General features: G+C 64.6%; 20 protein-coding genes and 1 pseudogene. 11 read left to right on the plus strand and 10 right to left on the minus strand.

The annotated features are described in order from the left end of the window. Nucleotides 1-20: 20 nt before the first annotated feature. A complete protein-coding gene (locus ACWDTS_RS21040; protein ID WP_450118956.1) occupies nucleotides 21-1,148 on the minus strand; it encodes an NDMA-dependent alcohol dehydrogenase in 1,128 nt (375 codons plus the stop codon). A 184-nt stretch (nucleotides 1,149-1,332) separates the two neighbouring features. On the opposite strand from ACWDTS_RS21040, the gene ACWDTS_RS21045 reads away from it, so the two are divergent. From ACWDTS_RS21045 to ACWDTS_RS21055, 3 genes are all read left to right on the plus strand, one after another. Continuing rightward, nucleotides 1,333-3,003, plus strand: coding sequence for an MBL fold metallo-hydrolase (locus ACWDTS_RS21045; protein WP_248675874.1), 1,671 nt, complete (start codon nucleotides 1,333-1,335; stop codon nucleotides 3,001-3,003). Between the two features lie 206 nt (nucleotides 3,004-3,209). Further along, entirely contained in the window at nucleotides 3,210-3,629 is a 420-nt protein-coding gene (locus tag ACWDTS_RS21050) for a Zn-ribbon domain-containing OB-fold protein (protein WP_197257832.1), read from the plus strand. Between the two features lie 34 nt (nucleotides 3,630-3,663). Next, on the plus strand, nucleotides 3,664-4,812 hold the full coding sequence (locus tag ACWDTS_RS21055; protein ID WP_197257834.1) for a thiolase family protein: 1,149 nt from the start codon (nucleotides 3,664-3,666) through the stop codon (nucleotides 4,810-4,812). Between the two features lie 78 nt (nucleotides 4,813-4,890). Here ACWDTS_RS21055 and ACWDTS_RS21060 read toward each other — a convergent pair whose 3' ends face one another. Then, the gene (locus ACWDTS_RS21060; RefSeq protein ID WP_450108085.1) at nucleotides 4,891-5,853 is read right to left on the minus strand and encodes an endonuclease/exonuclease/phosphatase family protein; all 963 of its coding nucleotides are present in this window, start codon (nucleotides 5,851-5,853) and stop codon (nucleotides 4,891-4,893) included. Nucleotides 5,854-5,907: 54 nt separating this feature from the next. Continuing rightward, nucleotides 5,908-6,360, minus strand: coding sequence for a winged helix-turn-helix transcriptional regulator (locus ACWDTS_RS21065; protein WP_248675876.1), 453 nt, complete (start codon nucleotides 6,358-6,360; stop codon nucleotides 5,908-5,910). A 101-nt stretch (nucleotides 6,361-6,461) separates the two neighbouring features. Here ACWDTS_RS21065 and ACWDTS_RS21070 point away from each other — a divergent pair, with 101 nt between their 5' ends. Beyond that, a complete protein-coding gene (locus ACWDTS_RS21070; protein WP_450108084.1) occupies nucleotides 6,462-7,532 on the plus strand; it encodes a pirin family protein in 1,071 nt (356 codons plus the stop codon). Here ACWDTS_RS21070 and ACWDTS_RS21075 read toward each other — a convergent pair. Continuing rightward, a complete protein-coding gene (locus ACWDTS_RS21075) occupies nucleotides 7,514-7,663 on the minus strand; it encodes a hypothetical protein (protein ID WP_231611779.1) in 150 nt (49 codons plus the stop codon). The two genes, ACWDTS_RS21070 and ACWDTS_RS21075, sit on opposite strands and share 19 nt — an antisense overlap. A gap of 552 nt (nucleotides 7,664-8,215) precedes the next feature. Then, nucleotides 8,216-8,737, minus strand: coding sequence for a hypothetical protein (locus tag ACWDTS_RS21080; protein WP_450108083.1), 522 nt, complete (start codon nucleotides 8,735-8,737; stop codon nucleotides 8,216-8,218). Between the two features lie 200 nt (nucleotides 8,738-8,937). On the opposite strand from ACWDTS_RS21080, the gene ACWDTS_RS21085 reads away from it, so the two are divergent. The 3 genes from ACWDTS_RS21085 (at nucleotide 8,938) to ACWDTS_RS21095 (ending at nucleotide 11,794) form a co-directional block, all read left to right on the plus strand. Continuing rightward, on the plus strand, nucleotides 8,938-10,146 hold the full coding sequence (locus ACWDTS_RS21085; protein WP_450118957.1) for an oxygenase MpaB family protein: 1,209 nt from the start codon (nucleotides 8,938-8,940) through the stop codon (nucleotides 10,144-10,146). Nucleotides 10,147-10,221: 75 nt separating this feature from the next. Then, nucleotides 10,222-11,322: a DUF6745 domain-containing protein gene (locus ACWDTS_RS21090; protein WP_450118958.1), complete on the plus strand. Its 1,101-nt coding sequence runs from the start codon at nucleotides 10,222-10,224 to the stop codon at nucleotides 11,320-11,322. Between the two features lie 19 nt (nucleotides 11,323-11,341). Continuing rightward, complete coding sequence (locus tag ACWDTS_RS21095) at nucleotides 11,342-11,794, plus strand: hypothetical protein (RefSeq protein WP_450108080.1); 453 nt, start codon at nucleotides 11,342-11,344, stop codon at nucleotides 11,792-11,794. A 31-nt stretch (nucleotides 11,795-11,825) separates the two neighbouring features. On the opposite strand, the gene ACWDTS_RS21100 is transcribed toward ACWDTS_RS21095, so the two are convergent. Together ACWDTS_RS21100 and ACWDTS_RS21105 are read right to left on the minus strand one after the other, a co-directional pair. Next, nucleotides 11,826-12,998 (minus strand): GDSL-type esterase/lipase family protein, encoded by a 1,173-nt coding sequence (locus tag ACWDTS_RS21100; RefSeq protein WP_450108079.1) that lies wholly within the window; start codon nucleotides 12,996-12,998, stop codon nucleotides 11,826-11,828. Between the two features lie 51 nt (nucleotides 12,999-13,049). Further along, nucleotides 13,050-13,604, minus strand: coding sequence for a TetR/AcrR family transcriptional regulator (locus ACWDTS_RS21105; RefSeq protein ID WP_450108148.1), 555 nt, complete (start codon nucleotides 13,602-13,604; stop codon nucleotides 13,050-13,052). 221 nt (nucleotides 13,605-13,825) lie between these two features. Between ACWDTS_RS21105 and ACWDTS_RS21110 the strand changes: the two genes are divergently transcribed. Further along, a complete protein-coding gene (locus ACWDTS_RS21110; RefSeq protein WP_450118959.1) occupies nucleotides 13,826-14,806 on the plus strand; it encodes a Rieske 2Fe-2S domain-containing protein in 981 nt (326 codons plus the stop codon). Between the two features lie 53 nt (nucleotides 14,807-14,859). Further along, nucleotides 14,860-15,945: an NAD(P)H-dependent amine dehydrogenase family protein gene (locus ACWDTS_RS21115; protein WP_197257844.1), complete on the plus strand. Its 1,086-nt coding sequence runs from the start codon at nucleotides 14,860-14,862 to the stop codon at nucleotides 15,943-15,945. A gap of 13 nt (nucleotides 15,946-15,958) precedes the next feature. Here the strand turns inward: ACWDTS_RS21115 and ACWDTS_RS21120 are convergent, their stop codons facing one another. Next, the gene (locus ACWDTS_RS21120) at nucleotides 15,959-17,467 is read right to left on the minus strand and encodes a DUF222 domain-containing protein (protein ID WP_450118960.1); all 1,509 of its coding nucleotides are present in this window, start codon (nucleotides 17,465-17,467) and stop codon (nucleotides 15,959-15,961) included. A 32-nt stretch (nucleotides 17,468-17,499) separates the two neighbouring features. Further along, nucleotides 17,500-18,051 carry a dihydrofolate reductase family protein gene (locus ACWDTS_RS21125; RefSeq protein ID WP_248675881.1) on the minus strand — a complete coding sequence of 184 codons (552 nt, stop codon included), beginning with the start codon at nucleotides 18,049-18,051 and terminating at the stop codon, nucleotides 17,500-17,502. 454 nt (nucleotides 18,052-18,505) lie between these two features. Here ACWDTS_RS21125 and ACWDTS_RS21130 point away from each other — a divergent pair, with 454 nt between their 5' ends. Then, complete coding sequence (locus tag ACWDTS_RS21130; RefSeq protein ID WP_450118961.1) at nucleotides 18,506-19,051, plus strand: hypothetical protein; 546 nt, start codon at nucleotides 18,506-18,508, stop codon at nucleotides 19,049-19,051. A gap of 384 nt (nucleotides 19,052-19,435) precedes the next feature. Then, complete coding sequence (locus ACWDTS_RS21135; protein ID WP_450118962.1) at nucleotides 19,436-21,175, plus strand: AIPR family protein; 1,740 nt, start codon at nucleotides 19,436-19,438, stop codon at nucleotides 21,173-21,175. Nucleotides 21,176-21,468: 293 nt separating this feature from the next. Here ACWDTS_RS21135 and ACWDTS_RS21140 read toward each other — a convergent pair. After that, nucleotides 21,469-21,789, minus strand: a pseudogene (locus ACWDTS_RS21140) (AAA family ATPase); the annotation flags it as partial.

The raw sequence follows: 21,789 nt of genomic DNA on the forward strand, positions 1-21,789 counted from the left end.
GACCGGCGCGAGTCCGGTTGTCACCAGTCTGCTTCGGTGTAGCGGATGACGCCGCGGATGTTCTTTCCGTCGAGCATGTCCTGGTAGCCCTCGTTGATCTCCTCGAGGCTGTAGGTGCGGGTGACCATGTCCGCGAGGTTGAGCTGCCCGGACTTGTAGAGATCCAGCAGGTTCGGGATGTCGACGCGAACGTTGCAGCCGCCGAAGATGTTGCCCTTGAGCTCCTTCTGCAGCATCGCGAACAGGAACGAGTTCAGCTTGACGTCCATGTCGGACATGAAGCCCATCGCGGTGACGACGCACCGACCACCCTTGGCCGTGATGGTCAGCGCGGGGTCGACCAGCTCGCCCTTCATCTCACCGACGGTGATGATCGTCTTCTGGCACATCTTGCCCCAGGTGATCTCCATGATCGGGACGATGGCTTCTTCGATGGAGGCGTAGGCGTGCGTGGCACCGAACTTCAGGGCCTGCTCCCGCTTCCACGGCACCGGATCGATGGCGAAGACGTGGCGGGCACCCGACGCGACCGCACCCTGCAGCGCGCTCATGCCGACACCACCGATGCCGATGACCGCGATCGAGTCGCCGGGCTCGACGTCGGCGATGTGGGTGGCCGAACCCCAACCGGTGGGCACGCCGCAACCGACCAGCGCGGCCAGCTCGAACGGGATGTCCTTGTCGATCTTGACGACCTGGGTCTGGTTGACGGTCATGTAGGGCGAGAACGTACCGAGCAGGCACATGGGGATGACGTTCTCCCCGCGGGCCCGGATGCGGTAGGTGCCGTCGGAGATCGCCTGGCCGCTGAGCAGGCCGGCGCCGAGGTCGCACAGGTTGGAGTGCCCGGTCGCACACGACGGGCACCGCCCACACGACGGAATGAACGAGAGCACGACGTGGTCGCCGACCTCGAGTCCGACGACGCCCTCACCCACCTTGGTGATGACACCGGAACCCTCGTGTCCACCCATCGCAGGGTAGCTGGGCATCGGCGTGGCACCGGTGACGATGTGATGGTCGGAGTGGCACATGCCGGCCGCTTCCATGCGGATCTGCACTTCGCCCGCAACGGGATCGCCGAGCTCGATCTCCTCGACCGACCACGGCTCGTTGATCCCCCAGAGCAGCGCACCCTTGGTCTTCATCTGACATCACCCTCCATCACATTCGAACTTCCGCACGTGACGATAACCACATTCGGCTGGAATTGGAACAGGTTCTCACTGAACGGTCGCGAGGTGTCGAAGGCCATCACCACCGGGTCGAGTCGCATCGGATAGCGTGGATCCACTCGCGATGCCTCGCGCAGCCCAGGCGGTGGAGGAACCCGTGACAGAATTTCCGGAGATCACCTTCCACGGTGCCGCCCGGACCGTGACCGGTTCGTGCATGGAAGTCACCTTCGACAGCCGACGGATCCTCGTCGACTGCGGTCTGTTCCAGGGCTCCCGGAGCCTCGAGAGACTCAACCTCGCGGAGTTCCCGTTCGATCCGGATTCGGTCGACGCCGTCATCCTCACGCACGCCCACATCGACCACTGCGGGCTCCTACCGAAACTGGTGGCCAAAGGTTTCGCAGGCCCGATCCATTGCACGGCCGCAACCGCCGACCTGCTCGAGTTCATGCTCGCCGACGCCGGCCGCATCCAGGAATTCGAGGCCGAACGCCGGAACCGGCGACGAGACCGCGCCGGCCACAAGCCGTTCGCACCGATATACACCGAGGCCGACGCGCTCGAAGCCTGGCGCCACACCCGGCCGGTGCCGCTCGACCAGTGGTTCGAACCGGTTCCCGGATTCCGCGCCCGCCTGTGGAACGCAGGCCACATCCTGGGTTCGGCGTCCGTCGAGCTCGAGGTGGGCGGTGTGCGGATGCTCTTCTCGGGGGATCTCGGACCCGAACACAAAGCGTTCCAGGCCGATCCGGAGGGACCGTCACATCTGGACTACGTGGTGTGCGAGTCGACGTACGGAGGTCGGACACGACCGCGGTGCACCATCGCGGAACGCCGGGCGGTACTCGAGGACGAGATCAATCGTGCCCTCGGCCGCGGTGGCAATCTGGTGATTCCCTCGTTCGCTCTCGAACGGACCCAGGAACTGCTCCTCGACATCGCCCACCTCGTCGACGAGAACCGCATCGCCCAGGTACCGGTGTTCGTCGATTCACCGCTGGCGATTCGTGCCACCGACGTCTTCGCCCGGTACGCCGGGGAACTCGAGGATCTCGACGGCCGAAACATCTTCCGCCACCCCGCTTTCGAGTACACGCAGGATGCCGAGGAGTCGATGCGCATCGACACCTTCTCGAGTGCGATCATCATCGCCGCGTCCGGCATGTGCGAGGCGGGACGGATCCGCCACCATCTCCGCAACAATCTCTGTCGCCACGACTCGACGGTGCTGTTCGTCGGCTACCAGGCGCAGGGCTCGCTCGGCCGCATCATCCTGGACGGCGCCGAGCGCGTGCGCATCTCCGGGTCCGACGTCGACGTGCGGGCACAGATCCGGCGTATCGACACCTACTCCGCGCACGCCGACCACGACGAGTTGATCGAGTGGCTGCGTGACCGCACACCCGTCTCCGGAGCGGTGTTCCTCGACCACGGCGAACCCGATGGGCTCGCAGCTCTCGCCGGCGCCGCACAGGAACTCGATCCGACACTCACCGTGGTCGCCCCGGACCTCGGAGCGCGGTACCGCCTGCACGCCGGCGGACCGGCCGAACCGCTCGGCACCGCCGAGCCGCGCGCGGACATGACCGGCCGGGACTGGCAGAACGAATACGCCGCCTTCGCCGTGGATCTGCGCGAGAAGTTGTTGCGGATCGAGGACCGTCGCGCGAGGGAACAAGCGATCGCCGACATGAACGCCGTGCTCGAGAGCTACTACACCTCCGGAGCGCGGCCGAAGCGCGTGGCCGAGTCGCGACTCCGTGACGATCAGCCGCGACACAAGCGGCGCAAGCGGGCCCCGCGGCGGCGCCGCATGCGCTACTGATTCCTCGAGTCTCCTCCTCTCGAGTCCCGCGACCGACCGGCCGTCATCCCCGGCCGTCATCCCCGGCCGACGACTCCTCCGACTGGCGCGACCGTGTGAATACAGCGCTCTCGTTGTAGAGAACGTCATTTCCGTCTAACGTGAGCAGCATGCCGGAATGCGACGACAAGCGGTCGCGACGGCACCGGACAACGGAGGACGTGCTCATGACAACGAAGGCGCTCGCGCCCGACGTTTCGACCTGGCCTGCGGAGGATCCGCAGCTCATCGGCAGCCGTTGCGACGACTGCTCCGCGACGACGTGGCCGCGGCAGCCGCGTTGCCCGCGCTGCAGCGGCGCGAACATCTCGGATCTGCTGCTCCCCCGGCGCGGCACGCTGGTGGCCTGGACGACGCAGGGATTCGTCCCGAAGCAGCCCTACGCGGGCAACGAAACCGCGGCCACCTTCAAGCCGTTCGTCTTCGGACTGATCCAGCTCGGCGATGTCGTGCGCGTCGAGGCGCGAGTGACCGAGACCGACCCGGCCAAGCTGCAGCCCGGCATGGAGCTCGAGCTCACGTTCGTTCCGTTCTACACCGACGAGGACGGAACCGAGATCGTCACGTGGGCGTTCGCGCCGATCTGATCCGTACACACCTGATCGAGGAGTCCCTGAAACTATGAACGACGTTGCCATCATCGGTGTGGGCCTTCACCCGTTCGGCAGATTCGGCACCAAGTCGGCCATCGAGATGGCGGCCGACGCAATCCAACTCGCACTCGAGGATTCGGGTGTCGCGTGGAAGGACATCCAGTTCGGCATCGGCGGCAGCTACGAGGTCGACAACACCGACTCGGTGACGCGGCTGGTGGGCCTGACCGGCATCCCCTTCACCAACGTATTCAACGCCTGCGCCACGTCGGCCAGCGCGATCGAGCAGACCGCCGACGGTATCCGCTCCGGCAAGTACGACATCGGCATCGCCGTCGGCACCGACAAGCATCCGCGCGGCGCGTTCACCGCCGATCCCGCGATGCTCGGCCTGCCCGCCTGGTATGCCGAGAACGGCCAGTTCGTCACCACCAAGTTCTTCGGCATGAAGGCCAACCGGTACTGCATCGACCACAACATCTCGCACGAGACGCTGGCCCGGGTCGCGGCGAAGAACTACCGCAACGGTGGCCTCAATCCGAAGGCCTTCCGCCGCACCGAGTTCAGCCTCGAGGAGATTCTCGAGTCGCCGATGCTGAACTACCCGCTGACCGCCAAGATGTTCTGCGCTCCCGACGAGGGTGCAGCTGCGGTCATCATGTGCCGCGGCGACCTGGTCTCGAAGTACACCTCGAACAAGCCGGTGTTCCTGCGCTCCACCGCCATTCGCACCCGCACGTACGGTGCCTACGAAGTGCACGCGACCTGGGCCGCTCTCGAGGAGGACGTCTCCCCGACCGTGTACGCGGCGAAGGCTGCGTACGAGGCCGCCGGCATCGGCCCCGAGGACGTCGACGTCGCGCAGCTCCAGGACACCGATGCCGGCGCCGAGGTCATCCACATGGCCGAGACGGGACTGTGCGCGGACGGTGACCAGGAGAAGCTGCTCGCCGAGGGTGCCACCGAGATCGGCGGGTCGATGCCCGTGAACACCGACGGAGGTCTCATCGCCAACGGCGAACCGATCGGTGCGTCCGGTATCCGCCAGGTCCACGAGCTCGTGCTGCAGTTGCGAGGACAGGCCGGCGACCGTCAGGTGCCGAACAACCCGCGGGTCGGCCTCGCGCAGGTCTACGGCGCGCCGGGAACGGCGGCGGCGTCGATCCTGTCCCTCTGAGCCACACGCCGGCCACGGTTCCCGGGTTCCCGTCTCGTTCGAGATGGAGAACCCGGGGCCTGGGCGGCGTCGCCTGTTCTACGGCCGGTCGGCATCCAGAACGATCCGGGCTACTACCGCACGGTGGTCCGCACCCGGAATGTCCACGGCCGTCACCTCTGTCGCCCGTCCCCCCGCGACGAGAATGTGGTCGATGCCGACCACGGGTGGGAGCCGCTTGTCGGTCGGGTAGGTGACCAGATTCCCGGCACCCACCTGTTCGCCGGCATCACCGAAACGTCCGGACAGCAGCGCGCGGAACTGCGCATGGTCGAAGGTGGCGTTGAAGTCGGCGCCCACGATCGCCGGCAGCGTCCCGGGGGTTCGCTCGAGAATGTCCTTCAGCCGGGACAGTTCGTCGGCCCACACGCGGGTACCGAAGACCGGCGGCACGGGATGGAAGGCGTACACCGCGACCGGTCCGACACCGGGAACTTCGGCGGTCGCCGAGAGCTGGCTCATCACGAACCCGTCGTATTCGACGGTGCCTGACAGCGGGTAGGCACTCCAGATCCCGGTTCCGTTCGCACCGACGGCGGGCGAGACGTACCGGTGCGGCAGCAGCTCGTCGAGACCTTCCCGGCTCAACGCGTCGACGGCCTCCGGCGACAACTCGTCGACCGTGAGGATCCCGACGTTCCGCTCGCGGACCTCACCCACCACGGCGGCAGCGTCGGCTCCCCCGAAGAGAATGTTCGTCTGCATCACCTGCACGTCGACGCCGTCGACCGCGGCCGCGCTCCCGACGTGCAGTGGCGCCTGGGTCACGACCGCACCGGCCACCACGAGCCCCGCGACCGCCCCGCCGATCCGGCGCCGGAGTGCCACGAAGGCGACCGCCCCGACGACCGCGCCGGCCATCAGGTACGGCGCCCCCGATGCGGCGAGCACGAGCACACGCGCCGACGACGGACTGAGATGCAGGGCCACCCCGATCGCTCCGATCGCCGTCGCGATCCACGCGAGAACCCCGATCGCCGGCCGCACCCACTTCGTCGTCACGCCGACCAGACAACCACGGCGGCACGATCACGGCGACGTGAGACCAGGCGACACTCAGGACTTTGCGCGCGCCGCCGCGACCCGCGGCGCGAGCCGCATGATGTCGACGACGAAGGTGCTCACCGAGTCGCTCACCTCCCGCCCCAGCGGAGTGAGTTCGTACTCCACGTGGGACGGGATGGTGCTCAGCACCCGCCGTTCCGTCAGCCCGTCGCGTACGAAGTCCCGCAGCGTGCCCGACAACCGGCGATCGCTGATTCCGCGGACGGCACGTTTGATCTCGCTGTATCGGCACGGTCCGCTGCGCAATGCGGTCAAGACCAGGATCGACCACGCTCCCCCGATGGTGTCCAGCGCCGACCGAACCGACGACTCGCCGCACAGCACGTCGTCGACGGTCAGGCTGCGGGCCCCACCCGGACGACTCGCGACGGCCGCTGCCGCCGCTGCGGCGACGGCAGCGTATTCGGCGTCCGATCGCGGGACCTTGCCGCTCGTTGTGGCCACGACTCCACTATAACCGCAGTACAATCCACTTTCGGAATGAAAGTACCTTCGGTTCGGTTGTAGTGGGCACAAGCTCGGCACCACATGGACGGAGTGTTCTCATGACCACGCAGCGCTCTCACGGCTCCCACACCGGCAGCGTCTTCCGCCTCGGCCGCCCCTGGCAGGCGCTCGATCCCTTCCTGTTCGCGATGCACCACGTCGACCGCTACCCTGCCGGAACCGCGAACCTCGGCCCGGCGTCGGTGGACGGCCACGATCTCGGCAGCGACTTCGACAACCCAGCGGGTTGGAGCATGTATCACGGACGGACGGTGCCCGGTTTTCCCGCGCATCCGCACCGTGGCTTCGAGACGATCACCATCGTCGAACGCGGCTACGTCGACCACGCCGACTCTACCGGCGCGACCGCGCGCTACGGGCAGGGTGACGTGCAGTGGCTGACCGCGGGCAACGGCGTCTCGCATTCGGAGATGTTCCCGTTGCTCGAACAGAACGCCGACAATCCGTTCGAACTGTTCCAGATCTGGCTGAATCTGCCCGCCACCGGCAAGGCCGCGTCACCCGAGTTCACGATGCAGTGGAACGAGGACATCCCCGTCGTGGCGGTCCGCGGCCCGGACGGCGGCACGGCCACGATCAAGGTGATCGCGGGACGCTACGGCGATGCCGAACCCGTTGCCCCGCCGGTCAATTCGTGGGCATCTGATCCGCGGTCGGACATCGCGGTGTGGCTGATCGACCTGGAACCGCACGCGCGGGTGGAACTTCCGGCGCCCGCGACCGCCGACACCCGCCGGGTGCTCTACGTCTACGGCGACGCCTCACGTGCGGTCGTCGAAGGCTTCGACGTGACCGCGGGTGACGGCTTCGCCCAGTCCGTCCTCCGGGCGACCGTGGTGGAGACCGGCGACGAACCCGCGAAGATCCTCCTGCTGCAGGGGGTTCCGATCGGCGAACCCGTCGCCCAGCACGGTCCGTTCGTGATGAACACGACCGCCGAACTCCAGCAGGCGTACGACGACTATCGCCGCACCGAGTTCGGTGGATGGCCGTGGGATCGCGTGGACGTCGTACACGATCGCGAAACCGGGCGGTTCGCACGGCATTCCGACGGCACGGTGAACACCCCTGCCGGCAACCCGCCGAGCCGTCATCCGAACTGCTCGTAGCAACTCATGTACACACCGTTCGGGTCGTAGTAGACCCGTCCCCCGCAGGAGAATCCGTAGTCGTTGTATGCGAGCGCTTCGGGCGCGTTCGAGAACTTGGTCTGATCGGCAAGAGAGTCACATGATCTCATCGCGCCCGTGTAGCAATTCTGCGCGAGAGACTGCCACTCGGCGTTACCGCCGGTCGGTGGCAGAGTCGGTGTGGGAATCGCCTGCGCGACGGTGGCTCCGAGGAGGCCGAAAGCGCCGAAGGCGGCGCATGCGACCACAGCAATTCGCATCGAAAGGCGAGCTGTCGGGGTGGGGACGATTGGGGACATGGCCGAGCGCTCCCTCGAGGAGTCACGGAATGCACCGTCGTCGGTCGAAAGTCACGCGAATGCTGCTGGGACACGGCCGCGATCGACCGCCGGAACCGGACTGCCCCCTGCTGCGCAGTTCAACCGACGTAGACGTGTATTCCGGAAAAATGGCCACCGATCCGGGGCATCGAGATCGGCACGCTGGTGTGAACGGATGCGCGACACCCGAATACGAATTCCGTTCACACCAGTTGATGTATTACCCATTACACCCAGCGGCGGCAAGGACAATCTTAGGACGGCCGAAATGCGCATCACAAGATGTTGCAGGGCAGATGCAGGAAGTCGTTCACCGAGTCGCAGGCCTTACGGGAGCGTCGATCAGGAGCCCGGGCAGTGGACGGTGTAGTCCCAGGCGGTATCGGCGGGACCGGTTACACGCACCACCACCGACGTCGCAGCGCCGGCGGGGATAGTGACGAGCACGGAGCCGGTCCCCTCGTTGAGGTTGTCGCCGATGAAGCCGGTGCTGTGGACCCGTGCACCCTCGTAGAACACCTCGATCAGGTCCGGGATGTTCAAGGTCTCGTGCTCGAGAACGAATGCGGTCGGACCGGTTCGGCCGATCTGGTGGATCGTCTCGGTGACTCCCGCACCGCCCGACCGGGTCGACTCGTTGCACTGCTGCGTCTGCGGCACGATGCCACCCCCACCCGGGCTACTGCCCAGGATGCTGCTGCCGAAGTCGATGACACTGCTGCCGAAGTTCACGACACTGCTGCCGAAGTCGATGATGCCGTCGCCGAGCTCGCTGCTGCCGGCGCTTCCCGTGAGCGGCGCCGCGGACGCGACCGCCGGTCCCGCGACGACCACGGCAACCGCAGTTCCGGCAACAGCAATCACGCTGCGCGCCCTGAAGTTCGGTCGGATCGATTTCCCTGACACGTGGCCTCCGTACATTCGCAGGTGAGATTTCGGCCCGATGTTTCCAGCGTCGCCACACGCTGCATATCGCCCGTTCGACGGACACCCCACAGTCGAGGACCGCATCTTCTGGATCGATCAGTATTGACAATGGGAGTTGTCAGTCGGAAGGTGGTGTCGTGACGATCCCGGCATACGCACCGACCCGCTACATGCGCGACCGTGAGCGCACCGCGCGCGTCACCGCGCCCCTGCGCCCGTTCGCGTGGCCGAATCCCGATGCCGACCCCGAGGAGGCCGACCGACTCCGACGGGCACTGCTCGAGCGGGACGAACCGAGCGCGGCACTGGTCCGCGCGATGCGGGAGGACCGCACCGTCACGATGGCCCAGTTCCGGCAGGCGCTCCACCACGGCATCGACTCCGTGCCCGACGCCCCGCAGCCCCTGCGCGACTACTTCGCACTCCTCGAGGACACACCGGACTGGGTCGACCGCGACAAGATCGCCCTCGGCGCCCGGACCCTGCGCCGTGTCGGCACCGACGCCGCAGACGTCCTCGCCTACGGTTCCCTGCTGGGCGGGTACAACAATTCCGGACCGCTGCCGATCCTCACCGGCTCGGGCAAGCTCACCGGCGACCGGACCCTTCGGCGCATCGCCGAGACCGGTGCGTGGTGGTACGGCTGCACCGAGGAGGGCGGGCTCGAGCGCTTCGGCGACGGGTTCATCCTGTCCGTCCACGTCCGGCTCATGCACGCCTTCGTGAACTACCACCACGAACACGAAACGGATTGGGACACGGCCGAACGCGGTCTCCCCATCAATCAGTTCGACCAGGCCGGCACCCTGGGCCTGTTCTCCATCACGTTCCTGCTCCACACGCGCGTACTCGGTGTGCGCTATACCCGCCGGGAGGCCGAGGCCGTCCTGCACCTGTGGTGTTACGTCGGCTGGCTGATGGGTGTCGACGAGCACTGGCTGCAGTTCGACCTGCGCAAGGGACTGCGGATGATGTATCACATCGGCTCGGCGTCACCGGCCGCGGACGAGCACAGCCTCCTGCTCGCGAAGTCGCTGGTCGATCTGCCTCTCACCTCCAGCGAAAGCGGGTTCGGCCAGCTGCGCCGACGCTACGAGTACGAGCGCGGGCTCTCCCTCGCGACCACCCTGCTCGGTCCCGCCGCGGTCCGGGCGCTGAACGTGCCGATTCGTCCGCCGTGGTACCCGGCTGCCCGAATCGCGGTGAATGTGGCCAAGCACCATGTGATCGGTCGCGTACCGGCCGGGAAGCGCTGGTTGCAGCGCCTGGGCGAGCGTCGACTCGCCGAGAATCGGCAGCGGATCCTCGCCGGCGAGATCACCACCGTCGCGCCGATCCCCGCATGATTCTTGCGCCACCGGTGATTTCGTGCCATCCTCGACAACCATGACAACAGGAAAGGCGGCCTCCGCCCCCATCGCATGATCGCCGCCGTCCGAGAACTGCGCGATCAGTGGCTCGCGCACGGACTGAGCACTCGACCCGCCGATCGTTCTGTCGCGGAAAACGCAGTTGCGGAACTCTATCGGCGTTCCGGTTTCGATCCACCCGAATTCGTGTGGGTGCCGTCACCCGCAGCTGCATCGACATTCATTGCGCATCAATCGATCCCGGGACCGTTCTCGGCGCTCGACGACACCCATCCGTCCGTGCGGATCGCGTCGCTGTTGTCGGCCACGCGCAGTCGGATGGACGAGCGGATCCGGCGGCGCTATCCGTCGTCGCGGTTCGGGACGTCTCCGAATCCGGAGCAGCTCATCCGGAGGATGGTCTGGAACTCGTTGCGTACCACCCTTTTCGACGCGGTGGCCACCTCGATCCGGCGAACACTTCCCCGACCTGTCGGCACCGTGAGCTGGTACGGGCAGCAGGAAGCGCACCGGGTCGGATACTACGACACGATCCGGCGATGCGGTCTCGTCGGTTTCGGAGCACTCGACAGAGAGCTTCTCGACGCACAGGTCGCACTGGTCGGCGCCACCGGATGGTGGTGGGCGTTCGAGCGGGTGTGCGTGATGGCCGAACGCCCCTGCGAACTGCACACCGAGCCGTCACCCGGCGGCGCCGAGGGCGAACGACGCCTCCACCACCCGAACCGGGCAGCACTCGAATATCCCGATGGAACACGGTCTTTCGTCCATCACGGCACCATCGTCCCGGACTGGGTGGTGCTCGATCCGACCGCCGAGCGCATCGGACGCGAACGCAACGTCGAGATCCGGCGGTGCGCGATCGAGCGCATCGGGTGGGACACCTACATCGAGAAGGCAGCGCTCACCCTCGTCGACCGCACCGAGGATCCCGGTAATCCCGGCTGCCTGCTCGAGTTGTACGACAGTCCCGGCGGCTGGGGCTCTCCGGGGCGGATCCTGCTCGCCGTCAACGGATCTCTCGAACGCGACGGCACCCGTCGCCGCTACGGACTACCCGTCCCCGCGTGGGCTCCGTCCGCCCTCGACGCCGCCGGATGGACCTATGGCATCAGCGGCTCCGACTATTCCCGGCTCGTGCGCCGGACCTGAACTCCCCGAGGTGATTCCCATGAATGCTTTTCGAACCCTGTCCGATATCACCGCCTGGAGCGGCATCGATGTGTTCGACTACCTCGATCGCGAGGTGTCCGTGCCGGTCGTCGACGGACCGCAGGCCCAGGGCGATCTCATCGTCGTCCCGCACACGATGCTCGCCGGCGTGGTGACACGCCAACCGTGGACCCGTACCGTTCCGGTTCCCGCGTCCGGGATCGAGTTGCTGCGCAGCGCCGCCGGAGGCAATCCGCATTCGCTCGTCGCGGACGAGGGCGCGTGCACGTGGACCGCGCCGGTTGCCGACCCGCGGGGTCTCGCGCTCGGGATCGTCGAGGTGACCGGTGTCGCGTACCTCATCCACCCCGAGCACGGCGCCACGGGCATCGCACCGGGCCGCTACGTCGTCGGCCGGCAACGTGAGCGCGGTACCGGCCTATACGGTGCGGCGCGGCTCGTCGCGGACTGACGCGGTCGACGCAACCCGGAGAGTTGCCCCGTTACGCGAATACCCCGCCGCCCGCGAAGGCACGCTCGGCGAACCGTTCCGCGATGAGCCGGTGTGTTTCGGCGTCGGGGTGCAGCCGGTCCGGCAGCGGCAGCACCGCATGGTCGGCTTCCCCGTAGAGATCGGTCCCGTCCATGTAGTAGAGGTTCGGGTCGTCCTCTGCACGCTGCGCGACGATGCGCGCCAGATCCTCGCGGATCGTCGTGAGCGTCAGCTTCCCGGCTGCACGCTCGGCCGGATCCCCTGTCGCGACGAACGCGAGCGTCCCGGCGGCGAGGGCCGCGGTGTCGAATGCTCCGGGCCCGGGAGTGTCCTCGTGGATCGGGCAGTGGATCGGCGAGACGACGAGCAGCGGTGCGGTCGGGTGCCCGTCCCGGATGGTGTCGAGGAAGCCGTGCACGGCCGGACCGAACGCGCGGCGGCGCATCACGTCGGAGTTGACGACGTTGATGCCGATCTTGACGCTGATCAGGTCCGCCGGGGTGTCACGCATCGTGCGCGCGGTGAACGGGTCGAGCAGGGCGCTGCCGGCGAGCCCGACGTTGATCAGTTCCACTCCCCCGCGCGCGGCGGCGAGCGCAGGCCAGATTCCGGAGGGAGTTGCGGCGTTGGACCCGTGGCTGATCGAGCTGCCGTGATGCAGCCACACCGGGCGACCCGCGTCCTCCACCGGCTCGACGGGTGCGTCGGTGCGCAGCGCGACCAGTTCGGTGTTTTCGTTGTGCGGCAACCAGATCTCGACCGTCTTCGGCGCGGCGGGCAGGTCGGCGAAACGCACGGTACCGACGTTCCCCGGGCGGTGTTCGACGCTGCCGGTCGCCAGGTCGACGAGGATGACGTTTCCGCCTTCCGCACCGGCCTGTCCGGCGAGTCGTCCGTCGACGATCAGGTCGTAGACGCCGGTCGGACGTGGCGGCGCTCCGATGTACGTCCGCCTTGTGGGAAGTGTGTCCAGCTCGACGACGGTCGCGCGGGTACGGAAGACCAGCCGCACACCGGACGGCTGGGATTCGGCCATGAGCAGCTGCGGGTCGTCGCACTGACGGCGGGCCCAGGCGGGCAGCCGATGTGGGAGGAGGCCGTGTTCGGTGCGCTCGAGTTCGGCGGTCCCGCGAACGATGTTCTGCGTGATCTCGGTCGCGGTCAGGTCGGTCGAGCGAGTCATGTATTCACCTCGGGATGGAAGGTCGGATGTCGTGGGTTGCGGTGGGTCACGTCACGCCTGGAGATACGCGACTATCCCGCCGATCAGCCCGGCAAGGGCATCGTCGAGATTCCCGTAGGTACCCAAGGTCCGCTCCGAGGTGATTCCGCGCATCGCTGCCGGAATGAGCGCCGCCACCTGCCTCAGCTTGATGGGATCGAGGCCGAGGTCGGCGAAGGATCGCTCGACAGCCTTGTCCCAGTTGGGTTTCCATGAAGCAAGTTCCGCTGCGGTACGCGGGTAGTCCCGCTCGAGTTCCGCATGGTCACGCGGTAGCGCAGCACGGAGAGTTTCGATCGCCAGTGATTCCGGCGTACGCAAGCCCACCGCCATGGCCTCGATCAGAGCGGTCACCCGTTCGTGCAGCGTGCCGTCCGGCTTGATTCCCGCCGGCAGATCGCCGCGCTTATCGGCGGTGTAGCGGAGAACGGCGGCCCACAAGCCGTCGATATCCCCGAATTGATACTTCACCACCCCCCAGGTCGCGCCGATGTCCCGGGCGATCCGGTTGCCGGACACGGCCGCGGGATCGCCTGTGGCCAAGGAAGCGATGGCTGCCTTGATCATGCTGTCCCGCGTCTCGATGCCGCGCTTGTTCGCACGTCGCCCGCTCACCGCCGCCTCCACCACGAACGGCGAGTCTACAGCGCTGACCAGCGGGACCACTTTCACAGAACCCTCTTGCATATTTTCGAACACGGTTCTACGATCGCTCACGGCCTGTGGTGGAGATCACAGATCTTCCGATGTCCCGTCCACCGTTTCGTTTCGAGTGCTGGAGGACCGAGTTGGCGAAGCCACCCTTGTGCATGGAGCCGACAGGCTGGTTCCAAGTGGCCTGGAGCGCCGAGATCGGAACCGGCGCCGTTCACAGGATGAAGTACTTCGGCCGCGACATGGTGGCGTGGCGATCGGCTTCCGGGCAGATCGCGGTCTTCGACGCCTACTGCGAGCATCTCGGCGCCCACCTCGGCTACGGAGGCCACGTCGAGGGCGAGAATCTCGTGTGCCCGTTCCACGGGTGGGAATGGGACCGGGCGGGCCGCAACGTCTGCATCCCCTACGAAAGCCGCCCGAACAAAGGTCGCCGGATCCGCAGCTATCCCGTCGTCGAGCGGAACGAAGCAGTATGGATCTGGTACGACACCGAAGGGCGCGAGCCCTACTTCGAGGTCCCGGACATGTTCGAGGCGTTCGGGGACGGCAAGACCGCCGCCGACTACTACCCACCGGTGCCCGCGGCGACGTTGTACCGACAAGGGCTGGAACTACATCCGCAGTACACGCTCGAAAACGGGGTCGATTTCGCCCATTTCAAGTTCGTCCACAAGACACCCTTCGTCCCCGAATTCACCCGCCACGACTTCTCCGGACCCGTCTCCTACGTCGACTTCACCGTCTCGTTCGACGAGAACGTGGCCGAGGGCCAGATCGCCAGCGGGGTGGAATCGATCAATGCCGGCTTGGGCTGCTCGATCACCAAGAGCTGGGGAATGATCGACAACCGCACGATGCCCGCGGTCACACCCGTCGACGAATCCACCTCCGACGTCCGCTTCACGGTGTGGATCGGACGCAAACCCGGCGACGACGGCCCGGAGATGACCAGGTACGGAAAGACGATGGCGGACTTCGTCATCGGGCAGTTCGAAGCCGACATCCACATCTGGGCGCATCAGCGCTATTCCGATCCTCCCGCGTTGACCCGTAAGGAATTCGACGGCTTCCGGGCCCTGCGCGAATGGGCGGCGCAGTTCTACCCGGCCTGAATCCACTGCCGACAGAGAGAGCTTCACCCACCCGACAGAAAGGTCCACGAGAAATGAGCACCTCCGACAAGGTCCGGGTGTTCCAGGTTGCGACCGGCAACCTCGGCACGGAGATGATCGGCCGGATCCGCAGCCATCCCGACCTCGAACTCGTCGGGCTGCACTGCTACACCCCCGACAAGCTCGGCCGGGACGCCGGCGAGATCGCGGGTATCGGCCCCATCGGCGTGACGGCCACCGGATCGGTCGAGGAGATTCTCGCCGCCGAACCCGACGTCCTCACATTCCACGGGGTGTTCCCCGACGAAGATCTCTACGAGAAGGTTCTCGAGGCCGGCATCGATGTGGTGACGACGGCGGACTGGATCACCGGCTACCACCGCGACAAGAACCATCCACATCCCTCGGGCCGCAAGGTCAGCGAGGTCATCCAGGCAGCGTGCGAACGCGGCAACTCCACCTTCTACGGCACGGGAATGAATCCGGGACTGTGCCAGATCCTCGGAATCGTCAACTCCGCCGATGTGTCCGAGATCGAGAACGTCACCGTTACCGAATCGGTCGACGTCTCGTGCCACCATTCCGTCGACACGTGGAAGGCGGTCGGATACGGGCGTCCGATCGACGACCCCACCATCCCGGACTCGCTCTACAAGTACACCGCCGTGTTCGCCGACTCGGTCTACCTGATGGCCGACGCCTTCGACCTCGAACTCGACGAGGTGACCTTCGGGTACGAACTCGGAGCGTGCACGAAGGACGTCGACCTCGGCTGGTACCTCTTGCCGGAAGGCTCTCTCGGCGCGAGCTACATCAAATACCAGGGGCTGGTCGACGGTGTGCCGCGGGTGGAAACCCACCTCGAATGGCAGATGACGCCGCACACCGATCCCGCGTGGAAGATCCAGGGCTGCTACATCACCCAGATCACCGGGGATCCGAACATCTACAACAAGCACATGATCTTCCCCCGCAAGGAGTTCGACCTGTCCGATCCGGCGAACTTCGCCTCCATCGGCATGACCGTCACCGGACTACCGGTGTTGAACTCGATCAAGTCCGTGGTCGCCGCACCTCCCGGCATCATTACGAGTGCGGACCTGCCGCTGCGCGGATTCGCAGGGCGCTTCAAGAAATAGAACCGCAACGGCACTACGGCGCGTCGCCGTTCGCGTCCCCGGAGGGTTCCCGCATCCACCGCCTGCGATGCTCGCGCAGCTCGGTTTCGCGGCGGGCGCGGTAGTGCGCCAACGCCGCCGACAACAGATCACCGAGGTGATGACGGTGATTGACCCGCGGTCTCTGCTCGGGATCGATGTGCGGTGGCGGGATCCACTCCGTGCGGCCCGGATACTCCGAACCTGCCGGTGCGACGCGGGTGTGCCAGCCGCCGGGCCCGTCGTGCACCAGCGCATGACACGCGTCGCAGGCGAGATCCTCGTTGGTGATGTCGGTGGCTCCACCGTCCCGCCATTCGGTGATGTGATGGACGGCGGTGAGTGTCGCGGGGGCGTCGCAGCCGGGGCGGGTGCAGCCACCGGAGGCGGCGATCAACGCGAGGCGTTGATCGGCCGACGCCAAGCGTTTGGCGCGGCCGAGATGCAGCGGCCGGCCGTGGTGATCGAAAATCGCCAGCACCGGATGCGCGGTCTCGGCCATGCGCAGCGCGTCGCGGATCGGCACCAACCCACCGGACGCGGTGGTCACGACGCCGGACTCTTCCTCGAGCTGTTTGACGGTCATGGTCAGGATCGCGGTCACCGGCAATCCCCGGTGGCTGCCCAGCACACCCGACGACAACAACTGCCGCAGGGCGACTTTCAGTCCGTCGTGGTTACGCTGCACCGCGGTGCGGGTGTCGCGGGCCGCGGCCTTGGCGAGCGCGTCGCGGTCGAGGGTCTCGGATTCGACATCACCGGAAGGTGATTCGGGGTCGTCCGGGTTGTTCATGCCGGGGCGGGCGAGTTTCGCCAGGACCGGTTCGAGCAGCGCCCGGGTCTCGGGGTCGATGAGCCCGAAGATGGGGGTCATGAGATCGACGCCCTGTTTGCCGATCCGCAGACCCCGGCGCCGCTTGCGTTCCTTCTCGTCCGGCACGTCCCCGTCCGGATTCAGATACGCGAGCAGATGCGCCCCGATCTTGGCGACTTCCTCAGGCGTCACCGAGCAGGCCGCGTCCGCGAGGATCTGCTCGGCGACGGTGATCTCGTCGAACCCGACCCCGTGCGGCACCTTCCGCATCACCTTCGCGACCGCGGCGACATGGTCGGATCCGATGGTCCCGGTCTTCACAGCGGCCGCGGTGGCCGGCAGTTCCGGTTCGATGTCCTCGCCGTCGAGGGAATGCCAGGTGCCGACCTTCTTCGCGCCCTTGACCCGCCGGGCCGCGTCGGCGCCGGAGATCCGCAGCGTGCCGACCAGGAAGTCGTTGACCGAGCGGCACCCGAGGTCTTCCGGGACCCGCCGTTCGACGGCCTCGACGATCGCCCGATGGCCGACGGCAGTGGCCCTGCGCAGGACGGTTTCGAAGCGCTGGAAGAACTCGACCAGGTCGCCGTTCGACAGGCCGGTGAGGTCGTCTTCGAGCAGGCCGTCGACAGCGGTGTCGAGGGCAGCAAACCGCGCCCCGACCTCGTCCCCTCGTACCCCCATCGAAAGCATGTTCGAACTATATCGAGGGGGTCCGACAAGTTTCAGTCTGCGACGTAGCGCAGCATCACCACGGTCGCGAAATGCCTCGTCTCTGCTAGCCGGAGCTGGATGCGCTTGTCCAGCGGCGGGAAGAGCGGTGTGCCACCGCCGAGCACCACGGGCGAGACGAACAGCTGGTACTCGTCGATGAGCCCGTGCGGGATCAGCGAGGCCGCGAGGTTCGCCCCACCGACCTCCATGACACCGTCACCTTCGGATTTGAGCCTGCGGACCTCCTCGACCGCGTTCTCACCGACCAGAGTGCTGTTCCAATGAACCTCGGTGAGCGTCCGGGAGAAGACGACCTTGCGCTTTTCCGTCCAGAGTCCGGCGAACTCACGCTCGATGGGCGACGCATCCTCAGGGATGTGGGGCCAGTACTCGGCCATCAACTCGTACATTCGGCGGCCGTGCAGCGAGATCTCTAGCTCGCGGAACCTGTCGTTGTGGAACTGGTGCAGCTCCTCGTCCGGGTCCGTCCAGTCGATGTTGCCGTCGCGGTCGTTGACGTAGCCGTCCAGGGAGACGCCGTAGGGATAGATCAGCTTTCTCATGATCGGGTAGACCTCCTGGGCGCCCGAGACTCATCGAGGCGTGCCGCCTGCTCATCAGGATGCCGTTTCTACCGCCGAGTCGTGGAGGTTTCCGTGATGCACGATCGCGACCTGCATCGATGGGTGGGGCGGGCGGGGCTCGAACCCGCGACCAATGGATTTACGATTGACTATCCTCATCAATTCCCGGACAGTGCCGGATCATCCGGCAGCGGAGTGGTATTCAACGCACAAGGCTCCCGTACTAGCCGGTTGATTCTCGAGCAATCTCGCTCATAAGCGTCGAATAAACGTCGACCTCGCCTCACCGGCCCAGACTTCAGTGGACTCCCGAGCTACACCCAGCCGCGCATGCCGTGTGCCTACGTCACTGAGCGTGAACACCCAGGATCCGAATGCTTTCACCCGCGTGTGAACGCATTCGCTAGACGCGCATCGGTGCGAAGATAGCGCGATGGACACCGAAAGCCGCGCGGTCGCCGACCTCTACTTCATGAGTCAGGATCCCAAGGAAGGCCCGGATTGGGTCTGGAGCCTAGCCATTGATGGCAGGATTATCGCGGTGCTGACGGCCGCCCGGGGCGACCTCACCGCGAACGATGGAACCGGATTCCCCCCGCGTGCTGTCGTTGTACTGCTGTGTGGAGTCAAGGTCGACGGCAGGGTTACCCCGCCGCTCATCGAGTACGCCGAGGCGTACCTGAAGCGAGAACCTCAACTCAAGTTGTTCCGCAGCGGTTTGGCGTCGCCCCGAGGCTTGCGCGCCCTGGGCGATACCCTTGAAGTCGACCCAGTAGCGCTGCATAACTCGCGATTGCACGATGAGAAGGCCGCCGCAGGGACCGCCTACGGTGTACGCCCGGTTCGAACCATGGACGAACGTGAAGTTAAACTGCTTGAGGCCAAGTGTGACAAGCAGATCACCGAAGCACAGCAACTCTTCGACGACGGCCGATTCGAGCTAATTGAACGCGACGTGAAACTCCCCCCGAAGGGCTGACCAGCCCAGACCTCCAACTCAAGCACTCCGGCGGCTTTTCTTGCCTCACGGCGGGCCGTCAACCTGCACATCAAGCACGGACAAACCCGTCGATCACGCACAATGGCCCGATGATCGCGCTGCCCGCGAGCCTCAACGGCCTTAGCACCGTTCCAAGCACGCTGTCGAGCAATGCGAGGATTGAGCGAATACTCAAAGCACACTCGTGCCGACTTGAGTCGCCCCCACCAGCAGAATCAGGGCACCAGAGACACTCCGATCGCCGGAGGATCTCATAATGCATTTTCGTCAGCGATGCCATCCGTTTGCTTCGACGAGCATGAGTTGGCCGACGCCACCAACCGTCGATGTATAGTCAGCGCACCTAGTTCATATGGAGGAACAATGAGCTCTGTAGCCAAAATGGATCCACTGATCAGCGGACTTCTCGGAAATTTTCGCAAAGAGTACGAGCTCCAAGAGATGAATGAGGCCGATGCCTTCGAACTCTTTATCGCAGTCCACCTATTCCGCGAAGATATTCTTGATCAAGTGGAATTAACCGACCTCCTGTTGGATGAGAATGTTATTGGGGTGGACCTGGCCCTACTGGAGGTTAATGGGGCTATCGTCGCAAGCCCTGCCGAAGTCGAGGAAATCTGCAAGAAATCAAATAGTCTCGATGTCAGACTGGAGCTAACCCAGGTCAAGCGAGCACCTAAGGTCCACACTGCGGAGATACTGTCTTTCGGGGATATTGCGGAAAAGATCCTGTATAATACAGTTCCAGATGGATATCCCAAACTCGCCGCGATTGCGGAGACATTTCACTCAATATTCGAAAGTTACGCGGCGCGCCTGAAGCAAAAACCCAAGATTTCTCTAACGTACGTCACAACTGCTGGCGATCAGAGCGTGAACGACCAAACGGTGACGGACCGAATCGCCACCATCCGATCGCGAATCGCCGATATTTCGTTCGTCGGAGATGTCGCCGTCGAAGTATGGGGATCAACCAAAGTATACGAAGCCCACCAACGTAGGACCAACGCCAACGAAACAACGCTGGCCTTTGAAAAGGTCACGAACCTTCCAGAAATGCCTGGCGTCGATCAGGCACTTCTTGGTGTCGTGTCGGTCGAAGAATTGTTGAAACTCATCGAACACGAAGGGGGCGCCCTGAACGAGGGTGTCTTTTATGAGAATGTCCGTGGATTCAAAGGTGAAGACAACGAGGTAAACCGGCAGATCGGGGAGACGCTTCGATCAGAATCACGAGCACTCCTTCCCGTATTGAATAACGGCGTCACAGTAGTTTCACGATCGTATGCTCCGCAACCTGGAGACAAATACTCACTCAGCGGCTATCAGGTAGTGAATGGATGCCAGACAAGCCACTGTATCTACCTAGCCAAGGAGGACTTCGGGGATTCGTTGAAGTCAGTCTTCGTGCCCATCAAGATTGTTGTCACCAAGGATGATGGGATAGCGACGGAAATTATTCGCGCAACGAACTCGCAAACCGCCGTCACTGACGCAGATCTCATCGCTCTCACTACATTTCAGAAGCGACTTGAGGATTATTACTCAGTGGATAGCCTGGGGATTGGCCTTAAATACGAACGGCGATCCGGGCAGTATTTCTTTAATCAAGTAACTCGAACCAGAATCGTCACCATCACCGAGCAGATGCGTGCGGTAGCCGCCACTTTTCTTGACCAACCGCACATCGCGACACGTTATCCCAAAGATCTCTACAGCGAAGTAGGTGAGTCGATTTTTGATGATTCACACTTCCTTGCACCGTATTCAACTTCTGCCTATATGGCATACCGACTGGAGACCGCCTTTCGAACCAGCCTGGAACCAGAATACAAGCAGATCAGATACCACATTCTCATGGCGTACAAGTACGTCGTTCTAGGCGGGGGATCTGCCGAACTCAGCAAGGCAGCTATCGAGGACCAAAGCAAGAAAATTGTCGCATCACTCAAAGGTAATGATTATGTAGCAAAGTTTCGAAAAACTGCACAAATCGTGGTCGCCGCCGCGGGAGGAACAATTCCGACAAGAGACAGACTCAAGCGTCTTCAGTTTACTCAGGAATTGAAAACTTTTCTCGCTCGAAGGCAAGGATTCGAGTAGGGCAATCGCGGTTTCGAACCGCTTTCATCGAGACCGTTTCCTGCCGTTACACCTATTTCCAGGAGGTGACTGCAGAGAAAGCATGACCGGTTAGTGAATAATGGCGGAGGAATGTGCGAGTCGGTGGAGAAGTACTACTATCCGACCCGCCATTCCCCGCTCTCCGCGCTCCGGTCATGCTATAAGCAGACGAAGGTGATTTCGCCCCTCGATTCTCTCGATGATCTGGTGTTCCAAGTTTCGCATCACCAAGCCAGTACCGTGATAGCGATTAAGAGGTTGCCATAGGTTCCTTAAGATTCTTGATGCGGTGCGACGGAATCATTGGCACCTATGCCGGCACCTATTGTCCAAACCCACGATCCTCCCTTCCCGTACCCATGCCGCTCCGTGCGAACCCCGGCCCGCTTCCGAGCCTTCTTCACCGCGTTGTCGACCAACCCGGCCGCACGTGTCGCCTTGAGTACCTCCGCGGCCGGCGCCGAACCACCGCACTCGATCAGATAGCTGCGGATCACCGTGGTGATCTCGTCTCGTTCCTCGGCATCCTCGTCGGGGCCACGAAGCAACTCGCGGGCATCACGGCTGGTCTCCCCCAGCCACCGGAGGACTCC

Source organism: Rhodococcus sp. NPDC003383, assembly GCF_053589115.1.